At 68.2% G+C, this 19,999-nt stretch carries 19 protein-coding genes and 1 tRNA gene; 9 read left to right on the plus strand and 11 right to left on the minus strand.

Features of this window, described 5'->3' with window-relative positions:
- Positions 1-116: 116 nt before the first annotated feature.
- Positions 117-2,456: an NADP-dependent malic enzyme gene (locus V7Q42_RS15160; RefSeq protein WP_333824935.1), complete on the minus strand. Its 2,340-nt coding sequence runs from the start codon at positions 2,454-2,456 to the stop codon at positions 117-119.
- A 368-nt stretch (positions 2,457-2,824) separates the two neighbouring features.
- On the opposite strand from V7Q42_RS15160, the gene V7Q42_RS15165 reads away from it, so the two are divergent.
- From V7Q42_RS15165 to V7Q42_RS15175, 3 genes are all read left to right on the plus strand, one after another.
- Complete coding sequence (locus V7Q42_RS15165) at positions 2,825-3,133, plus strand: hypothetical protein (RefSeq protein ID WP_333824936.1); 309 nt, start codon at positions 2,825-2,827, stop codon at positions 3,131-3,133.
- Positions 3,134-3,411: 278 nt separating this feature from the next.
- A complete protein-coding gene (locus tag V7Q42_RS15170; RefSeq protein ID WP_333824937.1) occupies positions 3,412-4,371 on the plus strand; it encodes a CHAD domain-containing protein in 960 nt (319 codons plus the stop codon).
- 52 nt (positions 4,372-4,423) lie between these two features.
- Positions 4,424-4,945, plus strand: coding sequence for a TIGR00645 family protein (locus V7Q42_RS15175; protein ID WP_333824938.1), 522 nt, complete (start codon positions 4,424-4,426; stop codon positions 4,943-4,945).
- Positions 4,946-5,133: 188 nt separating this feature from the next.
- On the opposite strand, the gene mepA is transcribed toward V7Q42_RS15175, so the two are convergent.
- The 10 genes from mepA to V7Q42_RS15225 form a co-directional block, all read right to left on the minus strand.
- On the minus strand, positions 5,134-6,048 hold the full coding sequence (gene mepA / locus V7Q42_RS15180; protein ID WP_333824939.1) for a penicillin-insensitive murein endopeptidase: 915 nt from the start codon (positions 6,046-6,048) through the stop codon (positions 5,134-5,136).
- A gap of 144 nt (positions 6,049-6,192) precedes the next feature.
- Positions 6,193-7,152 (minus strand): ornithine cyclodeaminase family protein, encoded by a 960-nt coding sequence (locus V7Q42_RS15185; protein ID WP_333824940.1) that lies wholly within the window; start codon positions 7,150-7,152, stop codon positions 6,193-6,195.
- A gap of 76 nt (positions 7,153-7,228) precedes the next feature.
- On the minus strand, positions 7,229-7,600 hold the full coding sequence (locus V7Q42_RS15190; protein ID WP_333824941.1) for a LapA family protein: 372 nt from the start codon (positions 7,598-7,600) through the stop codon (positions 7,229-7,231).
- Between the two features lie 34 nt (positions 7,601-7,634).
- Positions 7,635-7,931 (minus strand): integration host factor subunit beta, encoded by a 297-nt coding sequence (locus V7Q42_RS15195; protein ID WP_333824942.1) that lies wholly within the window; start codon positions 7,929-7,931, stop codon positions 7,635-7,637.
- Positions 7,928-8,914 (minus strand): signal peptide peptidase SppA, encoded by a 987-nt coding sequence (gene sppA, locus V7Q42_RS15200; protein WP_333824943.1) that lies wholly within the window; start codon positions 8,912-8,914, stop codon positions 7,928-7,930. The genes V7Q42_RS15195 and sppA overlap by 4 nt, the downstream gene beginning before the upstream one ends.
- 92 nt (positions 8,915-9,006) lie before the next feature.
- A complete protein-coding gene (locus V7Q42_RS15205) occupies positions 9,007-10,674 on the minus strand; it encodes a Na/Pi cotransporter family protein (protein ID WP_333824944.1) in 1,668 nt (555 codons plus the stop codon).
- 372 nt (positions 10,675-11,046) lie between these two features.
- Positions 11,047-12,741 (minus strand): 30S ribosomal protein S1, encoded by a 1,695-nt coding sequence (rpsA, locus tag V7Q42_RS15210; protein ID WP_333824945.1) that lies wholly within the window; start codon positions 12,739-12,741, stop codon positions 11,047-11,049.
- 244 nt (positions 12,742-12,985) lie between these two features.
- Entirely contained in the window at positions 12,986-13,648 is a 663-nt protein-coding gene (gene cmk, locus V7Q42_RS15215; protein ID WP_333824946.1) for a (d)CMP kinase, read from the minus strand.
- Positions 13,649-13,654: 6 nt separating this feature from the next.
- Complete coding sequence (locus tag V7Q42_RS15220; RefSeq protein WP_333824959.1) at positions 13,655-14,347, minus strand: glutathione S-transferase family protein; 693 nt, start codon at positions 14,345-14,347, stop codon at positions 13,655-13,657.
- A 218-nt stretch (positions 14,348-14,565) separates the two neighbouring features.
- Positions 14,566-15,555, minus strand: coding sequence for a complex I NDUFA9 subunit family protein (locus V7Q42_RS15225; protein ID WP_333824947.1), 990 nt, complete (start codon positions 15,553-15,555; stop codon positions 14,566-14,568).
- A 158-nt stretch (positions 15,556-15,713) separates the two neighbouring features.
- Here V7Q42_RS15225 and V7Q42_RS15230 point away from each other — a divergent pair.
- The 6 genes from V7Q42_RS15230 to V7Q42_RS15255 all read left to right on the plus strand — a co-directional run bounded on the left by V7Q42_RS15230 (position 15,714) and on the right by V7Q42_RS15255 (position 19,920).
- A tRNA-Leu gene (locus tag V7Q42_RS15230) sits at positions 15,714-15,798 on the plus strand.
- Positions 15,799-15,963: 165 nt separating this feature from the next.
- A complete protein-coding gene (locus tag V7Q42_RS15235) occupies positions 15,964-17,178 on the plus strand; it encodes a tyrosine-type recombinase/integrase (protein ID WP_333824948.1) in 1,215 nt (404 codons plus the stop codon).
- A 95-nt stretch (positions 17,179-17,273) separates the two neighbouring features.
- Positions 17,274-17,966 (plus strand): hypothetical protein, encoded by a 693-nt coding sequence (locus V7Q42_RS15240; RefSeq protein ID WP_333824949.1) that lies wholly within the window; start codon positions 17,274-17,276, stop codon positions 17,964-17,966.
- 134 nt (positions 17,967-18,100) lie between these two features.
- Positions 18,101-18,313, plus strand: coding sequence for a helix-turn-helix transcriptional regulator (locus tag V7Q42_RS15245; protein ID WP_333824950.1), 213 nt, complete (start codon positions 18,101-18,103; stop codon positions 18,311-18,313).
- 7 nt (positions 18,314-18,320) lie between these two features.
- Positions 18,321-18,812 carry a helix-turn-helix domain-containing protein gene (locus V7Q42_RS15250; protein WP_333824951.1) on the plus strand — a complete coding sequence of 164 codons (492 nt, stop codon included), beginning with the start codon at positions 18,321-18,323 and terminating at the stop codon, positions 18,810-18,812.
- 4 nt (positions 18,813-18,816) lie between these two features.
- Positions 18,817-19,920: a tyrosine-type recombinase/integrase gene (locus tag V7Q42_RS15255; protein ID WP_333824952.1), complete on the plus strand. Its 1,104-nt coding sequence runs from the start codon at positions 18,817-18,819 to the stop codon at positions 19,918-19,920.
- The last annotated feature ends 79 nt before the right edge of the window (positions 19,921-19,999 follow it).

Raw genomic sequence — 19,999 nt, forward strand, 5'->3', positions numbered from 1 at the left:
CGGGTTCGCGTCTCGATTCCGACCGTCTCGCCAAATCGCCCTCCACCCTGGCGCCACGCTCGGCGCGCGGCGGCGCACCCCTCATCCGACGCTAATTCGGGCGATTTAAGGCGGAGTTAAGCCATCGCCGCGGCACGCGACCCGGCCTCGACGGCGGCGAGCGTCGACATGTTGACGACGCCGCGCGAGGTCACCGAGGGGGTCAGCACGTGCGCCACCTTGGCCGCCCCGAGCAGGATCGGTCCGACGTGGAGGGCGTCGGTCATCGCCTTGACCAGGTTCAACGTGATGTTGGCGGCGTCGAGCGAGGGGAAGACCAGCAGGTTCGCCTCACCCTTCAGCGGCGAATTCGGCATCATGCGCTCGCGCACCGCGGTGTTGAGTGCGGCGTCGCCGTGCATCTCGCCGTCGATCTCGAGATCCGGCTCGAGCCGGTGCACGATGGCCAGCGCCGCCCGCATCTTGGCGGCGGAAGCGAGGTCGCGCGAGCCGAAGTTCGACGCCGACAGGAGTGCCGCCTTGGGTGGCAGGCCGAAGCGGCGGATGTGACGGGCGGCGAGGATGGTGGTGCGAGCGATTTCCTCGGGCGTCGGCTCGGGCGTACCGTAGGTGTCGGTGAGGAACCACGAACCGCGCTGCGACAGGAGCAGCGACAGGGTGGCGAAATGCGCCTCCGGACTCTCCAGGCCGATGACGTCCTCGACCACCTTCAGGTGACGGATGAAGCCGCCCTCCAGGCCGCAGATCAGCACGTCGGCCTCGCCGCGTTCCACCGCCACGGCGCCGATCACGGTGGCGTTGGAGCGCACGATCGTCCTGGCGGCGTCCGGGGTGACGCCCTTGCGGCCGACCTTGGCGAAATAGGTGGCGACGTAATCGTTGTAGCGGTGGTCGTGGGCCGGATCGACGACCTCGAGGTCGACGTCGGGCCGGATCTTGAGACCGAAACGTTCGCAGCGCGTGGCGATCACCCTGGGCCGGCCGATCAGGATCGGCGTGGCGATGCCCTCTTCGAGCAGCACCTGGGCGGCGCGCAGCACGCGCTCGTCCTCGCCGTCGGAATAGACGATGCGGCTCTTGACCTTCGCCGCCTTGGCGACGGCGGTCACCGGCTTCATCACCAGACCGGAGCGGAAGACGAAGCGGACGAGGCGGTCGTGATAGGCGTCGAAATCGCGGATCGGCCGCGTCGCCACCCCGGTCTCCATCGCGGCGCGGGCGACGGCCGGAGCGATGCGCAGGATGAGGCGCTGATCGAAGGGCGAGGGAATGAGGTATTCCGGCCCGAAGGTGTGGGTGACGCCGCCATAGGCGCGCGCCGCAACTTCCGAGGGCTCCTCACGGGCGAGAGCGGCGATGGCCTCGACCGCCGCGCGCTTCATCTCCTCGTTGATCGCGGTGGCGCCGGCGTCGAGGGCGCCGCGGAAGATGTAGGGGAAGCAGAGGACGTTGTTGACCTGATTGGGAAAATCGGAGCGTCCGGTGCAGACCATGGCGTCGGGGCGCAGCCTGCGGGCGACTTCGGGCATGATCTCGGGCGTCGGATTGGCGAGCGCCAGGATCATCGGACGGTCGGCCATGCGGACGAGCAGCTCCGGCTTCAGCACACCGCCGGCGGAGAGGCCGAGGAAGACGTCGGCACCGTCGATGACGTCGGCGAGAGTGCGCTTGTCGGTCGCCTTGGCGTAGATCGCCTTGTAGGGATCCATGTGGACCGTGCGGCCCTCGAAGACGAGACCCTCGAGGTCGCAGACCCAGATGTTGTCGCGCTTCGCCCCGAGCGTGACCAGGAGATTGAGGCAGGCGAGCGCCGCGGCGCCGGCGCCGGAGGCGACGATCTTCACCTCGGCGAGCGACTTGCCGGCGATCTCCAGGCCGTTGCGGATCGCCGCGGCGACGATGATGGCGGTGCCGTGCTGGTCGTCGTGGAAGACCGGGATCTTCATCTTCTCGCGCAGGATGCGCTCGACCTCGAAGCACTCCGGCGCCTTGATGTCCTCGAGGTTGATGCCGCCGAAGGTCGGCTCGAGCGCCGAGACGGTGTCGACCATGCGCTCGACGGTGGGTGCGTCGATCTCGATGTCGAAGACGTCGATGTCGGCGAACTTCTTGAAGAGGACGGCCTTGCCCTCCATCACCGGCTTCGACGCCAAGGGGCCGATGTTGCCGAGCCCGAGCACCGCCGTGCCGTTGGAGACGACGGCGACGAGATTGCCGCGGGCGGTGTAGTCGGCGACCGTCTCGGGATCGTCGCGGATGGCGAGACAGGGGGCGGCGACGCCCGGCGAATAGGCGAGCGCCAGGTCGCGCTGGTTGCCGAGCGGCTTGGTCGCCTGGATCTCGAGCTTGCCCGGGCGCGGCATGCGATGGAAGAACAGAGCGGCTTCGGAGAGTTCGTCGTTGTGGCCGCGGCCGGCGTGATCGGCCCGAGCCGGAGAGATGTCGTCCGTCGCCATGCGCGTCCCCCTCCGGGATCGGGCGGAGCGGCGGCGCATCGTACCGTTGCGCGCCCTCTCGGGGATCCCCTTCGTCTTCGTGGAACCGGCCGCCGCTTCGTCTCGGTCTTCGGGGCTGCGACCTCTCGTCGCAACGGTTAACCGGAGCCGCTGCCCGGCGCAAGCGGCACGGAGAGCATAAAATTGCGCGTAATCGATTGAATTTCCCCGCTGAATCATGTTGCATCGCACACATCGAGGTCGTGAGACGCTTCCGGCGACGGATCGGTTGCGACACGCGGGGAGAAGCCCCACGTTTCATCGGGACGGACCGGCGAATCGACGGCAGGTCGGCGGCGTGGAGTGAAGGGTCGGACGGAATGCTCAGGATGATCGCGCGCACTCTCGGATTGTGGACGGTGGCGGGCGCCTTCGTCGCCGCGGTGATCGACGGCATGAGGTCGATCGCCGCGTCGCAGGTGGTGACGACCTCGAGCTTCGCCGCCTGGAGCGAACTGGCGCCGTCGTCGCTCGGCGCGCTGCGCGGCGTCGTCGAGGGGCGGATCGGCGCGGCGGCCTGGACGGCCACGACCGGGACGGTGCTGGCGTTGCCGACCTGGGCGCTGCTCGCGATCATCGGCGCGCTTCTCATCGCGCTCGGCCGCAAACGGGTCGCCCCGATCGGGGTCGTTCCGTGACGGGCGAGGCGGCGCGACGGGGTGGGCGTCACGGAATCGTCGAACGGCGCCCCTATCGGTGACCGGTCCCGCGTAGGACGCCCGCGGGAGCACCCATCGGCCCGACGACGAAGCGCCGAGGCGACGAAACGGCGTTCACCGGAGAGGAGGAGGCGCATGTTCGAACCCGAACTCCCGACGAAGCCCCTCGGGCTCGCCGGCGTACGCCCCCCGAGCGCCGACCGGGTCGGCCTCGCGGGTCGACGCGTCGCTCTTCGGTTTCCTTCGGGAGTTCGATCATGACCGCCCTCGAAGACGATCCGAGATCCTCGTCCTACGACGACACGCCGCTGGAGATCGCGCCGAACGCGTCCGGAAAGAGCCGCTTCGATCTGCTGCCCGGCGAAACGCTGGCGCAGGGACTGAAGCGGGTGTTGCTCGGCGAGATCGTCAGCGCCCGGGATGCGCTCACCGACCGGACGATCGCGCCGGAGGAGGCGATCCACCGTGTGCGGCGGCGGCTGAAGCGGGTGCGCAGCATCTTCTTCGTCCTCGACGAGGTGCCGGGCGCCAATCGCGAGAACCGGACGATCCTGGCGCGCGACACGGCGCGGCTGCTGGCCACGGCGCGCGACGCCGACGTGGCGACGTTCGAGGCGCGCCGCATCCTCGCCCGCGCCGAAGGGCGCGACGTCGCCGCCGCGGGTCTCCTGGTCGAACGGCTGGAGATCGAACGGGCCGTGGCCCATCGCACCCTGCCGCCGCTCGACGAGGTCGCGTCACGCCTCAGGGCGAGCGAGGCCGACGCCCGATCGCTGCCCAATCGCTTCGAGGCGGGACGCCTCCTCGCCGACGCGCTGATCGCGTCCTATCGCCGCGGTCGGCGCGACTGGCGCGAGTTGACCGACGGCTTCACCGTCGAGACGCTGCACGACTGGCGCAAGCGGGTGAAGCAGCGCCGCCATCTCTCGGCGCTGGTGCCGATCGAGACCGAACTCACCACCCACGCCCTCCAGCGCGATCTCGAAGATCTCGGCGAAATCCTCGGCGAGGAACACGATCTGGCGGTCCTCCAACAGCGGATCGAGACCGACGAACGGCTGCTGCGCCCACGCGAAGGCCGCGCCGGGGTGGTCGATCTCATCGCCGGCCGGCGCCGCAAATTCACCAAGAAGGCGTTGGAACTGGGGGAAGAACTCTACGGTTCGCGGACCCGGGTCGCCGCCGCGGCGCTGGATGAGCTCCGAGAACTCTGGTAACCGGGGGCCACCCCCGGAAAGTCGAACGAAAGGTACGGATGTGTCGAAAGGTGTGGAACGGTTCATCGAACGCGGGTTGTTCGCCAGTCGCTGGCTGATGGCGCCGATGTACATCGGCCTCGTCGGCGCGCTGCTCATCCTGATGTTCAAGTTCCTCCAGGGGCTCGCCGAGTTCGCCCTCCACGCGCTGACCGCCAGCGAGAGCGAGGTGGTGTTGGCGCTGCTGTCGCTGATCGACCTGACGCTCGCCGGCAACCTGCTGCTGATCGTCGTCTTCTCCGGCTACGAGAACTTCGTCTCCAAGATCGACGTCGGCGATCACGAGGACCAACCGGACTGGAAGGGCAAGGTCGACTTCGCCGGACTGAAGCTCAAGCTGATCGCCTCGATCGTCGCCATCTCGGGCATCCACCTGCTCAAGATCTTCATGGACATCCCGAAGTACACCGACCGCGACATCATGTGGATGACCATCATCCACGTCGTCTTCGTCGGCTCGGGCGTCTTCCTGGCGCTGATGGACCGCATCCACGTCCAGCACGAGGCGGAAGGCCCGGCGATCGGCGGGCACTGATACCGGGCTGATGAATTTCGGACTCGTCCGAAATTCATCAGCGTTACCGCCTGACCGGCCGACGCCCGTTCGGGCTTGCCATCGCCCATGAAGTTCTGAACAGGTCGGAACTTCATGGGCTCGGTATGATACCGGGCTCGTGAAGTTCACCAAGTCCGAATTTCACGAGGTCGGTCCGGGGCGGAGCCTCACTCCGCCACCAGCACCCGGGAGCAGGCCGCCGGCAGATCGGCCAGTTTCAGCGGCGGGCGCGGCTTTTCCGGCGGCGACGGCTTCCACGGCTCCGGGCCGAGCCACCAGGCGAGATCGGCGCCGCAGCCGTCGCCGTCCGGGACCGACGCCTGATCCTTGCAGTCGGCCATGCCGGCGGGACAGGCGAGGCGGACGTGGAAGTGGTAGTTGTGGCCGTACCAGGGGCGAACCTTGCCGAGCCAACCGCGATCGCCCTTCGCCGTGTCGCACATCACCTTCTTGATCGCCGGATTGACGAAGATCCGCGCCACGTCTTCGTCGAGCGCCGCCTGACGCACCAGTGCCATGCGGGTCGGGGTCCAGGCCGACGGGTCGATCTCGCGCGTCCTCATGTTCACCATCGACACCGCCGAGAGGGTCTCGCGCTCGGCGCGGCTCAGCTCCTTCGCCGGCATCGGCAGGAACCAGATGTCGGCGTCGAGGCCGATCTGGTGGCTGGCGTGGCCGGTGATCATCGGCCCGCCGCGCGGCTGCGACAGGTCGCCGACCAGGAGGCCCGGCCAACCGACCGACCTGCCGCTGTCGGCGAAGCGCTCGAGGAAGGCGACGAGACGCGGGTGGCCCCAGTTGCGGTTGCGCGACAGGCGCATCACCTGCCAGGTCGCGCCGTCGACCGGCAGCGCCACGGCGCCGGCGAGGCAGCCGCGCGAATAGGCGCCGATCGAGCGGGCGGCGAGCGGCGCCGGCGCCTTCGCGCCGCCGAACAGCACCTTGGCGGCGTCGGCGGGCAGCTCGGCCTTCACCTTGGCGACGGCTCGGCTGGTTTCTTCCGCCGTGTCCTGGGCCGCTACGGGCGTGGCGGCGAACAGGAGGCCGAGCAGGGGGGCGAGAGCAAGGGGGAGACGGCGCATGACGGATTTCCCGGGGGCATCGATCCGGCCAGGATGACACGGCGGATCTTCACCGATGGTTAACCATGTTCCGCCGCGAGCGGACGGGCGGCCGGTTCACCGATCCGGCGGCCACGAGCCGACGACGGCGCGACCGTCATCCGATCAGGCGATGCGGGCGAAGACGAGGCGAGCGGCGACGAGATCCTCGAGCGCGGTGCCGACCGACTTGAAGAGGGTGATCTCGGCCTCGGAGCGGCGACCGGGATCGCGGCCGCGGCACAGATCGGCGAGGTCGGCGACGACGTCGTCGGGCTTCAGGATGCCGCCGGCGATCGGCTGCGTCAGGTCGCCGGCCTCCTTCAACGCGCCGGCGCGGGTGTCGACGTAGACGCGGGCGCGGGCGATCGCCGCATCGTCGGCCTCGCGCATGGTCGGCGTGTAGCCGCCGACGAGATCGACGTGGGTGCCGGGGGCGAGGCGGGCGCCGCGGACGAGCGGTTCGCTCGACATGGTGGCGGCGGAGACGATGTCGGCGTCGGCGAGCGCCGCATCGAGATCACTCACCGCGTTCACGGCCCAGAGACGGCCGGCGAATTTCGCCGCGAGGGCCTCCGCCCTGTCGGCGGAGCGGTTCCAAACCGAGACGCGGCGGATCGGCCGGATCGCGGTATGAGCCTCGATCAGGTGTTCGGCGAGCGCCCCGGCCCCGACCATCACCATATGGGAGGCGTCGGGCCGGGCGAGGAAGTCGGCCGCCAACGCGGAAGCCGCGGCGGTGCGCCACAGGGTGAGGCGGGTGCCGTCGAGGACGGCGAGCGGCTCGCCGGTGACGCCCGACATCAGCACATAGGCGCCGATCACCGACGGCAGGCTCCGAGCGGCGTTGCCCGGCACCACCGAGACGAGCTTCACGCCCATCACCGCATCGGCGCCGACGCCGCGGCTCGTGTCGGTCCAGGCCGGCATGAGCAGCAGCATGGTGTCGGGTTCGCCGGCCCGCGCCATCGGATGGTGATGGCGAACCGGGGTGACCACGTCCTCGCGGAAACCGGCGCGCAGCGCTTCGACGAGATCGGCGCGGGTGAGGACCGAATCGATGGCGGCGGCGTCGATGGTGCGCATGGCGATCCCCGTGGGAGCGGGACGGCGGAGTCCGGTCGCGGCGCCACCGTGAACGAGCGGACGACGCGCGGACCGATCAGGCGACGCGGCGCGGTCCGGCGGCCGGCAGAGCGAGGCCGGCGGCGGGGGCGGTCTCGTTGCGCGCGGCGAGATCGGAGGCGAGGCGATCGCGCTCGTCGGCGAGGCGAGCGGCCTCACGACGGCCGACGCGGGCGGCGCGGCGATGGATGCGCTGGTGCCACCACACGGTGAAGCCGCCGAGCAGGATGCCGAAGACCATGGCGCCGAGCACCAGGGCGAAGAGCGGCACGTCGACGGCGAAGGCGGGATCCTCGGGCCGGAAGGGATCGAGCGCCACGGTCACCGGCTTGCGGTTGGTGACGGAGAGGGCGACGACGACGGCGCCGAAGGGCACCGCCAGGAGCCAGGTCAGGAGGCGTGACAACACCGATCTTCTCTCCTCGCGTGCGCGTCCGGCCGGGTCAGTCGCCGAGATCGACACCGTCGTTGAGACGCTCGCGCATCTCCTTGCCGGTCTTGAAGAACGGCACGTATTTCTCGGTGACGGCGACCTTCTGACCGGTGCGCGGGTTGCGGCCGGTGCGGGCCGGGCGGTTCTTGACCGAGAAGGCGCCGAAGCCGCGCAACTCGACGCGGTCGCCACGGGTCAGCGCCGCGGTGACCTCGTCGAGGACGGCGTTGACGATGTGCTCGACGTCGCGCTGGTACAAGTGAGGGTTGCGCTCGGCCAACCTGGTCACCAGCTCGGACTTGATCATCGACCGATCCCCCCGGAATTGCTCGGATTTTCGCCCGTCCCAAGGTGCCAGCGCGATTGCAGTCCGTCAAGCGAACGGATCGATTCGACCCCCGATTCGAGGCCCAGCCCGGACACGATGCCGCGGACCAGGGCCGCGGCGATCGATTCGGCGAGCGGCCAGTCGCCGAGCTTCTTCTCCGGCTTCCAGTCGCGGATCTTGAGGTCCTTGGCGACGCCCTTGCTCTCCAGCCAGGCGACGGCGACGCTCTCCTCGCCGAGTTCGTCGACGAGTTTCAGCGGGAGCGCCTGGGCGCCGTTGACGACGCGGCCGTCGGCGAGCTCCTGCGCCTTGTCGGCGGCGAGGCCGCGGCGTTCGGCGACGAGACCGACGAACCAGGCGTAGGTGTCCTTCACCACCCGGTCGAGCATGGCGCGGGCTTCCGGCGAGGTCGGCTTGAAGGGGTTCGGCTCGGCCTTCATCGGCGAGGATTTCACCTCTTCGAGCTTGACGCCCACGGTCTTCATCAGGTCGGAGACGTCGCCCCACTGGACGAGCACGCCGATCGAGCCGGTGAGCGCAGTGCGGCGGGCGACGATGTGGTCGGTGCCGATGGCGGCGAGATAGCCGGCGGAGGCGGCGAGCGAGCCGACATGGGCCACCGTCGGCTTCTTGGCGGCGAGCTTGCGCAGCGCCGTGTAGAGGCCTTCGCCAGCCGAGGTGGCGCCGCCGGGGCTGTCGATCGAGACGATCACGCCCTTGACCGCATCGGTCGTCGTCAGCGTCTCGACGGTCTCGAGCAGCTTGCGATCGGGCAGCATGACGCCCTGGATGGTCAGACGGGCGATGTGCGGCCGGGCCTTGTCGACCAGATCGCCGAGGCCGCCGAGCCGGGCGGCGACGGCGAGGATCGCCACCACCGCGAGGACGAAGGCGAGCGTCCGCCACAGACCGAGCTTGCGCTTCAGGCGGCGGCGATCGGCGACGACATCGGGATCGAGCATCGGGTCATCCTCGGGTCGGGGTTCCGCCGAGGGGTATCAGGGCTCGCCCGTGGCCGCAAGCGAGGGCTGCCCGCACCCGCCGAGCGCCACGGTCACGACCCCGGGGTCGCTCCGGCCTCGCGCAGGCGGGTGCTCATGAGATCGCCGCCGCGTTCGAGCAGCGGATAGGCGGCGCCGGCGACGAGATGATCGTTGAGGCGCTTGAGATCGCGGATGAGGTCGAGATGCAGGGCGCTCGCTTCGCGCGCGCCGTTCGGCGCTTCGCGCAGGCGGGAGAAGTGATCGGCGAGAAGGCGGGTCTCGATGGTGCGGAAGACCTGTTTCTCGGCGGCGAGAATGCGCGCGGCGGCGAGGTTCTCGGTGACGAAGATCGATGCGGCGGCGCGCAGGTTGGCGAGGACGCGGTCGAACACCGCCTGGATCTCGGTCTCCGCCGAGGGCGCCAAGGCGAAGCCGCGCTCGACGTATTTGCCGACGCTGGCGCCGACGTCGCGCTTGAGGATGTCGCCGGCGTTCTCGAGATTGACGACGAAGGCGAGGACGGCGGCGAGCCGCGCCTCGTCGCCGGCCTGGAGGCCGTCGGGCTCGAGGCGCGACAGATAGGTCTTCACCGCGCCGTTCAGCCGATCGAGCGCGTCGTCGAGGCCGACCGCCTCGGCGATGCGGCGGCGGTCGCGATCGTCGAGGGCGGCGCGCATCGCCACCACCATCTCCTCGAACAGATCGGCCATGCGCAACGCCTCGCGCGCGGCGTGGCCGATCGCCAGGGCCGGCGTCGTGGTCGCAGCGGGATCGAGATAGAGCGGACGCGAGGGATCGTGCGGTTCGACGCGATCGGGGAACCACGCTTCGAGCATCCGCGCGACCGGTACGAGGAACGGCAGCGCGACCGCCAACAGAGCGACGTTGAAGGCGGTGTGGGCGAGCGCCACGGCGTGGCCGGCATCGCCGAAGAGGGCCGACGTCGCGGTGGCGACGAACGGTAGGCCGGCGAGAACCGCGACGGCGCCGAGACCGCGCAGGACGAGATTGCCGACGGCGACGCGGCGACCTGCGGGATCGCTGCGTCCCTCGATCACCGGATTGAGGGAGGTGCCGAGATTGGCGCCGAGCACCAGGGCGATCGCGCCTTCCGGGCCGATCACCCTCTGAGCGGCGAAGGACATCACCAGAAGCACGGTGGCGACACTCGAATGGGCGAGCCAGGTGACGAAGGCGGCGACGAGGAGTGCCACCACGGGATCGCCGGCGACCGTGGCGATCACGCTGCGCACCGTCGGATCCTGCTGATGCGGCGCCACCACCGCGACGAGACGGGCGAGGGCGATCAGCATCAGCCCGAGGCCGATCGCCACCCGTCCGAGATCGCGGCTGCGGGTGAGACCGCCGGTGCGGAACATGACGACGCCGACGAGGACGGCGAGCGGCGCGAGATGGCCGACGTCGAAGGCGAAGAGCTGGACGATGAGGGTCGTGCCGACGTTGGCGCCGAGCATCACGGCGAGCGCCGGGACCGTGGCGATCAGGCCGTCGGCGGCGAGGGATGCGACCATCAGGCCGGTGGCGGTCGACGACTGCAGCGCGGCGGTGACGAAGAGACCGGCGGCGGCGGCGCGCAGGCGATCGCCCACCAGCCGGCCGAGCAGGCGCCGGAGGTCGGAGCCGAAGGCGCGCTGGATGCCGGTCTGCACCATGTGCAGACCCCACAGCAGCAGCGCCACCGCGCCGGCGAGATCGAGGATGAGAAGCGTCGTCGACACCGCCGCTCCCCTTTGCGGATCGTGCCGGCCCCGTGGCCGACCGCCCGCCTTCTCGCGCCGGCAACGGGCGAGAAGCGAACGACCTTCCGCATTAGGCGACGAAGTAATTCGTTCGTCCAGTCCCCTCGCGCGAACGTGACGCCGGGAGCGCTCGCGAGGGCGACGGGCGGCTCGGGCCCCATGAAAAAACCCGCGCCGGTCGCCCGGCGCGGGTTTCGTGCGAGGGGAACCGGAGAGACCCGGCTCCGATCATACGAGATCCGGCGGATCGCTTCGCGACGCCGGATCGAACTCATCCGTGAACCCCTCGTGTGGACGAGGTTCACGGATGAGCGGAATACCAGGTCCGGATGGAATCATCCGGACTTCGTATCACTTGTCTTCGGAGCGGGCGCGCAGCGCCGCACCGAGGATGTCGCCGAGCGAGGCGCCCGAGTCGGACGAACCGAACTGAGCGATCGCTTCCTTCTCCTCGGCCACTTCGAGCGCCTTGATCGAAACGCCGACCTTGCGGGTCTTGCGGTCGAACTGGATGACGCGGGCGTCGAGGCGCTCGCCGACGGCGAAGCGATCCGGACGCTGGTCGCCGCGCTCACGCGCGAGCTCGGAGCGCTTGATGAAGGTCGAGAACTCGGTGTCGACGATCTTCACGTCGATGCCCGAATCCTTCACCTCGGTCACTTCGCAGGTGACGATGGCGCCGCGACGGATGTCGCCGGCCTTCTCGAAGGGGTCGCCGGCGAGCTGCTTGACGCCGAGCGAGATGCGCTCCTTGTCGACGTCGACGTCGAGGACCACCGCCTTGATGCGGTCGCCGCGACGGAACTCCTCGATGACCTGCTCGCCCGGACGGTTCCAGTCGAGGTCGGAGAGGTGGACCATGCCGTCGACGTCGCCGTCGAGACCGACGAACAGACCGAACTCGGTCTTGTTCTTGACCTCGCCCTCGACCACGGTGCCCGGCGGATACTTCTCGACGAAGGTCTCCCACGGGTTGGCGAGCGTCTGCTTGAGGCCGAGCGAGATGCGGCGCTTGACCGGATCGACCTCGAGCACCATCACCTCGACCTCCTGAGAGGTGGAGACGATCTTGCCCGGATGGACGTTCTTCTTGGTCCAGCTCATCTCGGAGACGTGGATCAGGCCTTCGATGCCCGGCTCCAGTTCGACGAAGGCGCCGTAGTCGGTGATGTTGGTCACGCGACCGGCGAACTTCGCACCGACGGGATACTTGGCGACGATGCCGTCCCACGGATCCGCCTCGAGCTGCTTCATGCCGAGCGAGATGCGGTGGGTCTCCGGGTTGACGCGGATGATCTGGACCCGGACGGTCTGACCGATCGTGAGCACCTCGGAGGGATGGTTGATGCGGCGCCACGCGATGTCGGTGACGTGCAGCAGGCCGTCGATGCCGCCGAGGTCGACGAACGCACCGTAATCGGTGATGTTCTTGACCACGCCGTCGACGATCTGGCCTTCCTGCAGGCTCTGGACGAGCTCGGAACGCTGCTCCGCGCGGGTCTCTTCCAGAACGGTGCGGCGCGACACGACGATGTTGCCGCGGCGCTTGTCCATCTTGAGGATCTGGAAGGGCTGCGGCACGTGCATCAGCGGGCCGACGTCGCGGACCGGACGGATGTCGACCTGGGAACGCGGCAGGAACGCCACGGCGCCGTCGAGGTCGACGGTGAAGCCACCCTTGACCTGGTTGAAGATGAGGCCGGTGACCTTCTCGTTCTTGGCGAAGGCCTCCTCGAGACGGGTCCAGCTCTCTTCGCGGCGCGCCTTCTCGCGGGAGATGACGGCTTCGCCGAGAGCGTTCTCGACACGGTCGAGATAGACCTCGACCTCGTCACCGACCTTGAGGCCGCCGTCGCGGCCCTGGGCGCCGAATTCCTTGAGCGCGACGCGACCTTCGACCTTGAGGCCGACGTCGATGACCGCGAGATCCTTCTCGATCGCGACGATCTTGCCCTTGACGACGGTCCCTTCGTAGAGGTTGGACTGCTCGAGGGACTCTTCGAGAAGGGCGGCGAATTCGTCGCGGGTGGGGTTCATCTGAGACATTGAAACTCCTGGTGCCGAATACGGCGTGCGCCGGCGGGTTGGTGTCGTGGGGCGGTTCGATCATGTCCGGATCCCCGTGGGTGGGGGACCTGCCGTGGAGTTCTCCCCACGGGCCGGCGCCGGCGAACGACGATGAAACCGGATGTCCGTCCGCGCGAGTTCGGGCCTCGAAGGCCGTGATCCCACGCGAACCGGCGTTCCATAGCGGAAGCGCCGGTCTCGAGCAAGCACGATACGGCGGAAATCAGCCCTCGGCGGCGCGTTTCGCGGCGACGATGGCGAGTGCGGCGGAAAGTGCCGCCTCGCGGTCGAGGTTCGAGGTGTCGAGCACCACCGCATCGGCCGCGGGCTTCAGCGGCGCGACGGCACGATTGCTGTCGCGATCGTCGCGATCGCGCGTCTCCTCGAGGATACGGGCGTAGTCGACGTCGCGGCCCTTGGCGAGAAGTTCGTCGGTGCGGCGGCGGGCGCGCACCTCGGGCGAGGCGGTGACGAAGATCTTCACCGTCGCGTCGGGACAGATCACCGTGCCGATGTCGCGGCCGTCGAGGACGGCGCCCGGGTCGCGGGCGGCGAAGGCGCGCTGGAAGTCGACGAGGGCGGCGCGGACCTCGGGGTGGACGGCGACGCGCGAGGCGAGTTCGCCGGCCTCGCGGCCGCGCAGGTCGTCGCGTTTCAAGTCGTCGGGATCGAGGTTGCGGGCGAACTCACCCGCCAGCTCGGCGTCGTCGAGATCGAAGCCGCGCAGCGCCATCAGCTTGCCGATGGCGCGATAGAGCAGGCCGGTGTCGAGATGGGGCAGGCCGAGATGGTCGGCCAGCGCCAGGGCGAGCGTGCCCTTGCCGGCGGCGGCGGGGCCGTCGATGGCGACGACGAAGGGGCGGTGCGCAGAGATGGTCGCAGGCATGACGGGTCAGAAATCGAGATCGGCGTAGGTGGCGGCCGGCGGAATCGCCAAGATGCGATCGGCGAGCAGCGGGCGGAACGACGGCCGCGACTTGATCAGGCCGTACCACGCCCGGGTGGTCTCGTCGGCGTCCCAGGGCACCTCGCCGAGATAGTCCACACAGGACAATGCGGCGGCGGCGGCGAGATCGGCGAAGGAGATCCGGCCGCCGGCGAGCCAGTCGCGGGTGGCGGTGAGCCAGCCGATGTACTTCAGGTGATGACGGATGTTGGCGCGGGCGGCGCGCAGCACCGCCGAATCCGGTTCGCCGCCGCCCTTGTCGCGCGGGATCTCCAGCTTGAAGATCTTCTCGTGGACGAGATAGCCGACGACCTCGGCGTCGAACTTGCCGAGGAACCAGTCGACGAGACGGCGCACCTCGGCGCGGGTCTCGGCATGGTTCGGCATCAGCCGGCGGTCGCCCATGGCGTAGCCGCGCGTCTCGTCGAGATACTCCATGATGACCGAGGCGCCGCAGATCGGCGGGCCGTCGTTCTCCACCAGCACCGGCAGGGTGCCGGCCGGGTTGAGCATCAGGAAATCGCGCCGCCGTTCCCAGGGCTTCTCGACCACGAGATCGAGGGAGAGGCCGTATTCGGCCGCGACCAGACGGACGAAGCGGCTCGCGGTGGAGAAGGGGTGGTGGTGGAGCGTCAGCATCGGGGCCATCGGCGGCTCGGGCGGCGATCGCCGGAGCTCGGTCTTCCCCTATAGGCCGGTGACGCGCGGCGGACAAGCGCCGTGGCGCCGGCGGTCCCGCCGCGCAAGTGCGAAACGAAACGAGGCCCGCATGGGGCCTCGTCGCAGGATCGAACCGGTTCGCCGCCTCACATCGGTCGGCGAAGCTTCGACCGGGTCGAAGCGTCGCGCGCCCGATCTCACGCCGGCTTGCGGTCGAACTGACCGTGCGGGCGGAAGCGCCAGAGATAGGCGTCGAGTTCGGCCTCGATCGAGGTCGGTTCGATGCCGAGCCCGGCGAGGGTGCGTCCCTCGGCGACCGCGGCGTCCGACACGACGTTGTCGGTCTTGAGCAGTTCGACCTGATCGACGGTGAGCAGCGGCTTCGGCAGCAGCTGCAGGAAGCGGGCCTGGAACTTGGCGAGCGCGAAGGGCAGCGGCACCATCGGGCGCTTGCGATGGGTGGCGGCGCACACCGCCTCGGCGCATTCGCGGAAGGTCTTCACCTCGGGACCGCCGAGTTCGTAGACGGCGCCGGGCTTCGCCCCGCCTTCCACCGCGTTCGCCACGGCTTCGGCGACGTCGCGCACGAAGACCGGCTGGAAGCGAGTCGCGCCGCCGCCGATCAGCGGCATCACCGGCGTGAGCGAGGCGAGGAAGCCGAGCAGATTGAAGAAGCCGTCGTCGGGTCCGAAGATCACCGAGGGGCGCAGCACGACGGAATTCGGCAGGATGGCGAGCACCGCGGCTTCGCCGGCCGCCTTGGCGCGGGCATAGGCGGCGGTGCCGTTGGCGTCGGCGCCGATCGCCGAGACGTGGACCATACGGTCGAGGCCGGCGGCCTTGGCCTTCTCGGCGATCAGACGGGCGCCGTCGGCCATGACGTCGTCGAAGTTCTGTTTGCCGCCCTCCGCCAGGAGGCCGACGAGATTGACCACCGCGTCGGCGCCTTCGATGGCGCGTTCGACCGACCAGGCGTGTTCGCGGCGGACGTTGGCCTGGACGGCGGCGATCTGACCGGGATTGCCGCAGGGCTGGAGCGAACCGGCGAGATCGGGGCGGCGCACCGCGGCGCGAATGCGCCAGCCGCGGCGAGCGAGAGCGCGAACGACCTGGCGGCCGACGAAACCCGAGCCGCCGAAGACGGTGACGAGCCTACCCTGGGCGGAACCGTTGAGGGGAGCGGACATGCGCGAGAACCTCGTCGTCTCGAAATGAGATCCGCCGCTGTTTAGCCTTCCGTGCGCCTCCTGTGAAGCCGCAACGCCACGACCTTCGACGAAAGCGGGGAGGAGGAGACGCGAAGCGATTGACAAGCGCCTCGCCAGCCCGTAATCACGCCGCCGTTGCCCAGGTGGCGGAATTGGTAGACGCGCACGGTTCAGGTCCGTGTTCCGCAAGGAGTGGAGGTTCGAGTCCTCTCCTGGGCACCATCTCACCTTCCAGAGATGGCCACCGACGTCTACAAACCCTCAGATTTGCTAGGAATTTGGTGCCGGATATGTCCGGCGCCGTCCGGGGGCATTCGTTGGCAGCCAGCGAAATTGGGGGTACATTTGGGGGTATCCAGGGCATACCCCCAGCGAGGCACCGCCCCCATGCCTCTCACCGATACGGCCATCCGCGCCGCCAAACCCTCTCAGAAGCCCTACAAGCTCACCGACGGCGGTGGATTGTTTCTTCTCGTCAATCCGACCGGCTCGCGCTTGTGGCGCTTCAAGTATCGGATCGAGGGACGGGAGAAGCTCCTCGCGATCGGCTCTTACCCGGAGCTGAGTCTCGCCAAGGCGCGCGAGCGGCGCGACGACGCCCGTAGGACGTTGGCCGACGGTGGCGATCCATCGGCCTTGAAGCAGGAAGCGCGGAAGCAGGCCGAAGCGGCGATCAACGACACGTTCCGAGCCGTTGCGAACGAGCACCTCGCCAAGCTGGAACGCGAAGGCCTCGCCGAAATCACCTTGGCGAAGCGCCGTTGGCTCCTCGACTTCGCATTGCCGGCGCTCGGTGATCGCAACGTCGCGCAGATCACGGCGGCCGATGTTCTCGCCGTGCTTCGGTCCGTCGAGACGACCGGCCGACACGAGACGGCGCGCCGGCTTCGATCAGTCGTCGGCGCGGTGTTCCGCTACGCCATTGCGACGGCACGAGCCGACAACGATCCGACGTTCGCGTTACGTGATGCGCTCACGGCGCCGAAGGTCGAGCACCGCGCAGCCATCACGTCGCCGGCCAAACTCGGAAAGCTGCTGCGCGCAATCGATGATTATCGGGGGCAGCCCGCGACCAAGGCTGCGCTTCAGCTAATGGCGATCTTGTTCCAGCGGCCGGGGGAACTGCGCGCCGCCAAGTGGGCCGAGTTCGACCTCGACAAGGCCATCTGGTCCATACCCGCGGACCGAATGAAGATGCGCCGACCGCATCGCGTGCCCTTGCCGCACCAAGCCGTCGCTGTCCTGCGCGGTCTTGAGGCGCTGACCGGCGGCGTCGACCTCGTATTCCCGTGCATCGGCAGGGGGCAGAAGCCCATCAGCGAAAACACCATGAACGGCGCCTTGCGGCGGCTCGGTTTCGGCTCGGATGTCGCGACCGCGCACGGCTTCCGCGCGACGGCATCCACCCTGTTGAACGAGAGCGGCAAGTGGAACCCTGACGCGATCGAGCGGCAACTCGCCCATGCCGAGAACAACGAAGTGCGCCGCGCCTACGCGCGCGGCGAACATTGGGATGAGCGGGTCGCGATGCTCCAATGGTGGGCGGACCATCTCGACGCGCTCAAGGCAGGCGGGAAGGTGCTTCGGTTGGTCGGAGAGTAGAACGAGCCTTCGACCGTGTTCGCTCGGAAAGGAATGGACGGCGTTGAGTACGCGGCCGATGATGAGTGCGCGATTCATACCATCGGTACGCTGTCATGACTGATCTCGATCGCTGGAAGCATGTCGAAGAGTTGAACGTCTACCAGATTTCGTTGCTATTGGCGGGGCTGGACCCCGCGCCTTTTGAAAGGATATCGAGAAAGCATATCGACATAGAAACTGAGGATTTGATTGCTCCCTATTTGATTTCCCTGAGAAATGCCATTCAATCAAAGAAATTGGAAGCGATAATAATCTGGAATAATGGTGATTTCGGATATTATGATTGGGAAAAGACATTGATTGATATTGGGGCTTTGAAGGAATGGTTGCTCAAGAGAGGTCTAACGAACAATTTTTTCGTTCCGGGCGGCTCCGTGGGGACAAGCTTCATGGTCCCGTGGGGCTCCCATTACGCGCCAAAATTGGCGGCTGCGGTGGCTGCGTGGGAGGCGGTCACGTCCGATCCCAAGAGGCTGCGCGGCAAGTCGCCTAAGCAGGCGCTCGAGGCTTGGCTGACCGAGCATGCGGCCGAGTATGAACTCGTCAACAAGGACGGCACGCCGAACAAGACTGGAATCAGTGAAGCCGCCAAGGTCGCGAACTGGCAACCGGCGGGTGGGGCACCGAAGACACCAGCCCCTTCGCCGAAACCCTCCCTAGGGTTTGGGCAGAACCCTACCCATGGTTACGTCGAACGGGAGGGTGGGTTCAAGGAAACCCCTCCTGAAGACGAGGTCCCCTTCTAGGGCGATCCCACCCCGGTCCCTCCCTATGCATTAACCGATTGTTGGGATGGAGTTTTCTCTATCCAGGCCCGCTATTTTCAGTTCGCTGGAATCGCCATGTTCCCCTTGTGTTCAATCGGACGCAGGCGGACATCATGACCGACGATCGTTCCCATCCCCGCACCACTCTGATCCGTCTCGATCGGGTGAAGGCGCGCACCTGCCTCAGCCGCAGCACCATCTACGCCTACATGCGCGATGGTCGCTTCCCCCAGCCCGTGACCATCTCCGAGCGCTGCGTCGCCTGGGTCGAAGCCGAAGTCGAAGCCTGGATCGCCGAGCGCATCGCCGCCCGCCGGAGCTCGTGAGGCGATCATGCGGCGAAACCGCAAGGCGCCCTCCCGGCGCATCCCGATCCACCGGATCAAGTCGTCCGCGACCTACGAGGTTGCGGAAGCGGCCAAGCTGCTCGGCGTCCACCGCAACACCGTGCGGCGCTGGCTTGCGGACGGATTGGCTCCCCTCGACGACCGCCGACCGACGCTGATCATGGGGTCGACGTTGGCGGCCTTCCACCGGTCGAGGCGCGCCGACCGTCGCACCCCCTGCGGGCCGAGTGAGTTCTATTGCTTTCGCTGCCGCGCGCCGCGCAAGCCCTTCGGCGGCCTCGTCGACGTCCGCCACCGCACCGAAAAGATCAGCCGCCTGAGCGGACTCTGCGAGTGTTGCGACACGCCGATCCACCGCACCGCGCGCCGCTCCGACCTGCCGAAACTCGCCGCCTTGTTCGATCTCCAGACGATGGCGGAGGAACGACTAGAAGAGCGTTCCGCCCCCAAGCTCAATGGTGACTCCACGGAAGGATGACGACATGGCGAAGATCAATCCGTGGAACGAGCGCATCAAGCGTGACCATCTGCGCTATCTGAAGGAGGCGCGCGGCAAGAGCGAGGCGACCCTCGACATGGTGCGCAAGGCGCTCGCGCGCTTCGAGGCGTCGACCGGTGGCAAGGACTTCAAGACCTTCCGCCGCGAGCAGGCCATCGCCTTCAAGGACCGTCTGGGCGAGACCGACGGCCTTCGGACCGGTGAGCCCTTGAGTGCGGCGACCCAGACCGCGACGCTCTCGGCCGTGAAGGAGTTCTTCCTCTGGCTCGCGTGGCAGCCGGGGTTCAAGAGCCGCATTCGTCGCGACGACGTGGAATACCTCAATCCGTCTCGGAAGGACGTCGCCAAGGCCAAGGCCGCCAAGCTGCGCGACTTCCCTAGCCTCGAGCAGGTTCGGGCGGTGGTCGAAGTCATGCCGAGTGAGACGGTGGTCGATCGGCGCAATCGCGCTCTGGTCGCCTTCACGATCCTCACGGGCATCCGCGACCGGGCGACGGTGTCGCTGTCGCTTCGTCACGTCGACCCGACGCGCGATCCGCCGGTGGTGATGCAGGACCCGAACACGGTCGAGACCAAGTTCGCCAAGGGCATCACGACCTACTTCTTCCCCCTCGGCGAAGATCTGAAGGCGATCGTTCTCGACTGGATCGGCGAACTGCGGAACGTGCATCTGTTCGGCCCGACCGATCCGCTCTTCCCGCGCACCTCGATCGCGGTCGGCGTGAGTGGCGAGTTCACGGCGACGGGCATCGAACGGGCGCACTGGAGCGATGCCTCGCCGATGCGCGACATCTTCCGCAAGGCGTTCGTCCGCGCCGGCCTGCCCTACCATTCGCCCCACACGTTCCGTCACACGCTCGGGCACTTGATGCAGACCATGTGTCGGTCGCCCGAGGAGGTGAAGGCCTGGAGTCAGAACCTCGGCCACGAGAACGTCGCCACTACCTATGGATCTTACGGCCGGATCGACCCGCATCGGCAGGGCGAGTTGATCGCCCGCCTGGGCGCTTCTCAGTCGGAGCCGGGAGATCTCGCCGCGGAAATGGCGGCCTTGCTCGCTCGTCACGGTGGCCGCCAGACCGGGTGACGCAAGGGCCGATTGCCGAGCGCTCGAATTTTGGATTCTATCCCCATGCGCCCGCCCTGGCGCCGACTCAGCGATACAC

The sequence above is a fragment of the Pinisolibacter sp. genome (genome assembly GCF_036782435.1).
In the GTDB taxonomy this organism is placed as follows: Bacteria; Pseudomonadota; Alphaproteobacteria; order Rhizobiales; family Ancalomicrobiaceae; genus CALBKH01.

Coding starts and splice junctions, on each gene's coding strand:
- V7Q42_RS15240 (WP_333824949.1), top strand. CDS start 17,274: ATGACTGATCTCGATCGCTGGAAGCATGTCGAAGAGTTGAACGTCTAC.
- V7Q42_RS15235 (WP_333824948.1), top strand. CDS start 15,964: ATGCCTCTCACCGATACGGCCATCCGCGCCGCCAAACCCTCTCAGAAG.
- V7Q42_RS15250 (WP_333824951.1), top strand. CDS start 18,321: ATGCGGCGAAACCGCAAGGCGCCCTCCCGGCGCATCCCGATCCACCGG.
- cmk (WP_333824946.1), bottom strand. CDS start 13,648: ATGCCTGCGACCATCTCTGCGCACCGCCCCTTCGTCGTCGCCATCGAC.
- V7Q42_RS15245 (WP_333824950.1), top strand. CDS start 18,101: ATGACCGACGATCGTTCCCATCCCCGCACCACTCTGATCCGTCTCGAT.
- V7Q42_RS15160 (WP_333824935.1), bottom strand. CDS start 2,456: ATGGCGACGGACGACATCTCTCCGGCTCGGGCCGATCACGCCGGCCGC.
- sppA (WP_333824943.1), bottom strand. CDS start 8,914: ATGCTCGATCCCGATGTCGTCGCCGATCGCCGCCGCCTGAAGCGCAAG.
- V7Q42_RS15195 (WP_333824942.1), bottom strand. CDS start 7,931: ATGATCAAGTCCGAGCTGGTGACCAGGTTGGCCGAGCGCAACCCTCAC.
- V7Q42_RS15165 (WP_333824936.1), top strand. CDS start 2,825: ATGATCGCGCGCACTCTCGGATTGTGGACGGTGGCGGGCGCCTTCGTC.
- V7Q42_RS15170 (WP_333824937.1), top strand. CDS start 3,412: ATGACCGCCCTCGAAGACGATCCGAGATCCTCGTCCTACGACGACACG.
- rpsA (WP_333824945.1), bottom strand. CDS start 12,741: ATGTCTCAGATGAACCCCACCCGCGACGAATTCGCCGCCCTTCTCGAA.
- mepA (WP_333824939.1), bottom strand. CDS start 6,048: ATGCGCCGTCTCCCCCTTGCTCTCGCCCCCCTGCTCGGCCTCCTGTTC.
- V7Q42_RS15225 (WP_333824947.1), bottom strand. CDS start 15,555: ATGTCCGCTCCCCTCAACGGTTCCGCCCAGGGTAGGCTCGTCACCGTC.
- V7Q42_RS15185 (WP_333824940.1), bottom strand. CDS start 7,152: ATGCGCACCATCGACGCCGCCGCCATCGATTCGGTCCTCACCCGCGCC.
- V7Q42_RS15255 (WP_333824952.1), top strand. CDS start 18,817: ATGGCGAAGATCAATCCGTGGAACGAGCGCATCAAGCGTGACCATCTG.
- V7Q42_RS15220 (WP_333824959.1), bottom strand. CDS start 14,347: ATGCTGACGCTCCACCACCACCCCTTCTCCACCGCGAGCCGCTTCGTC.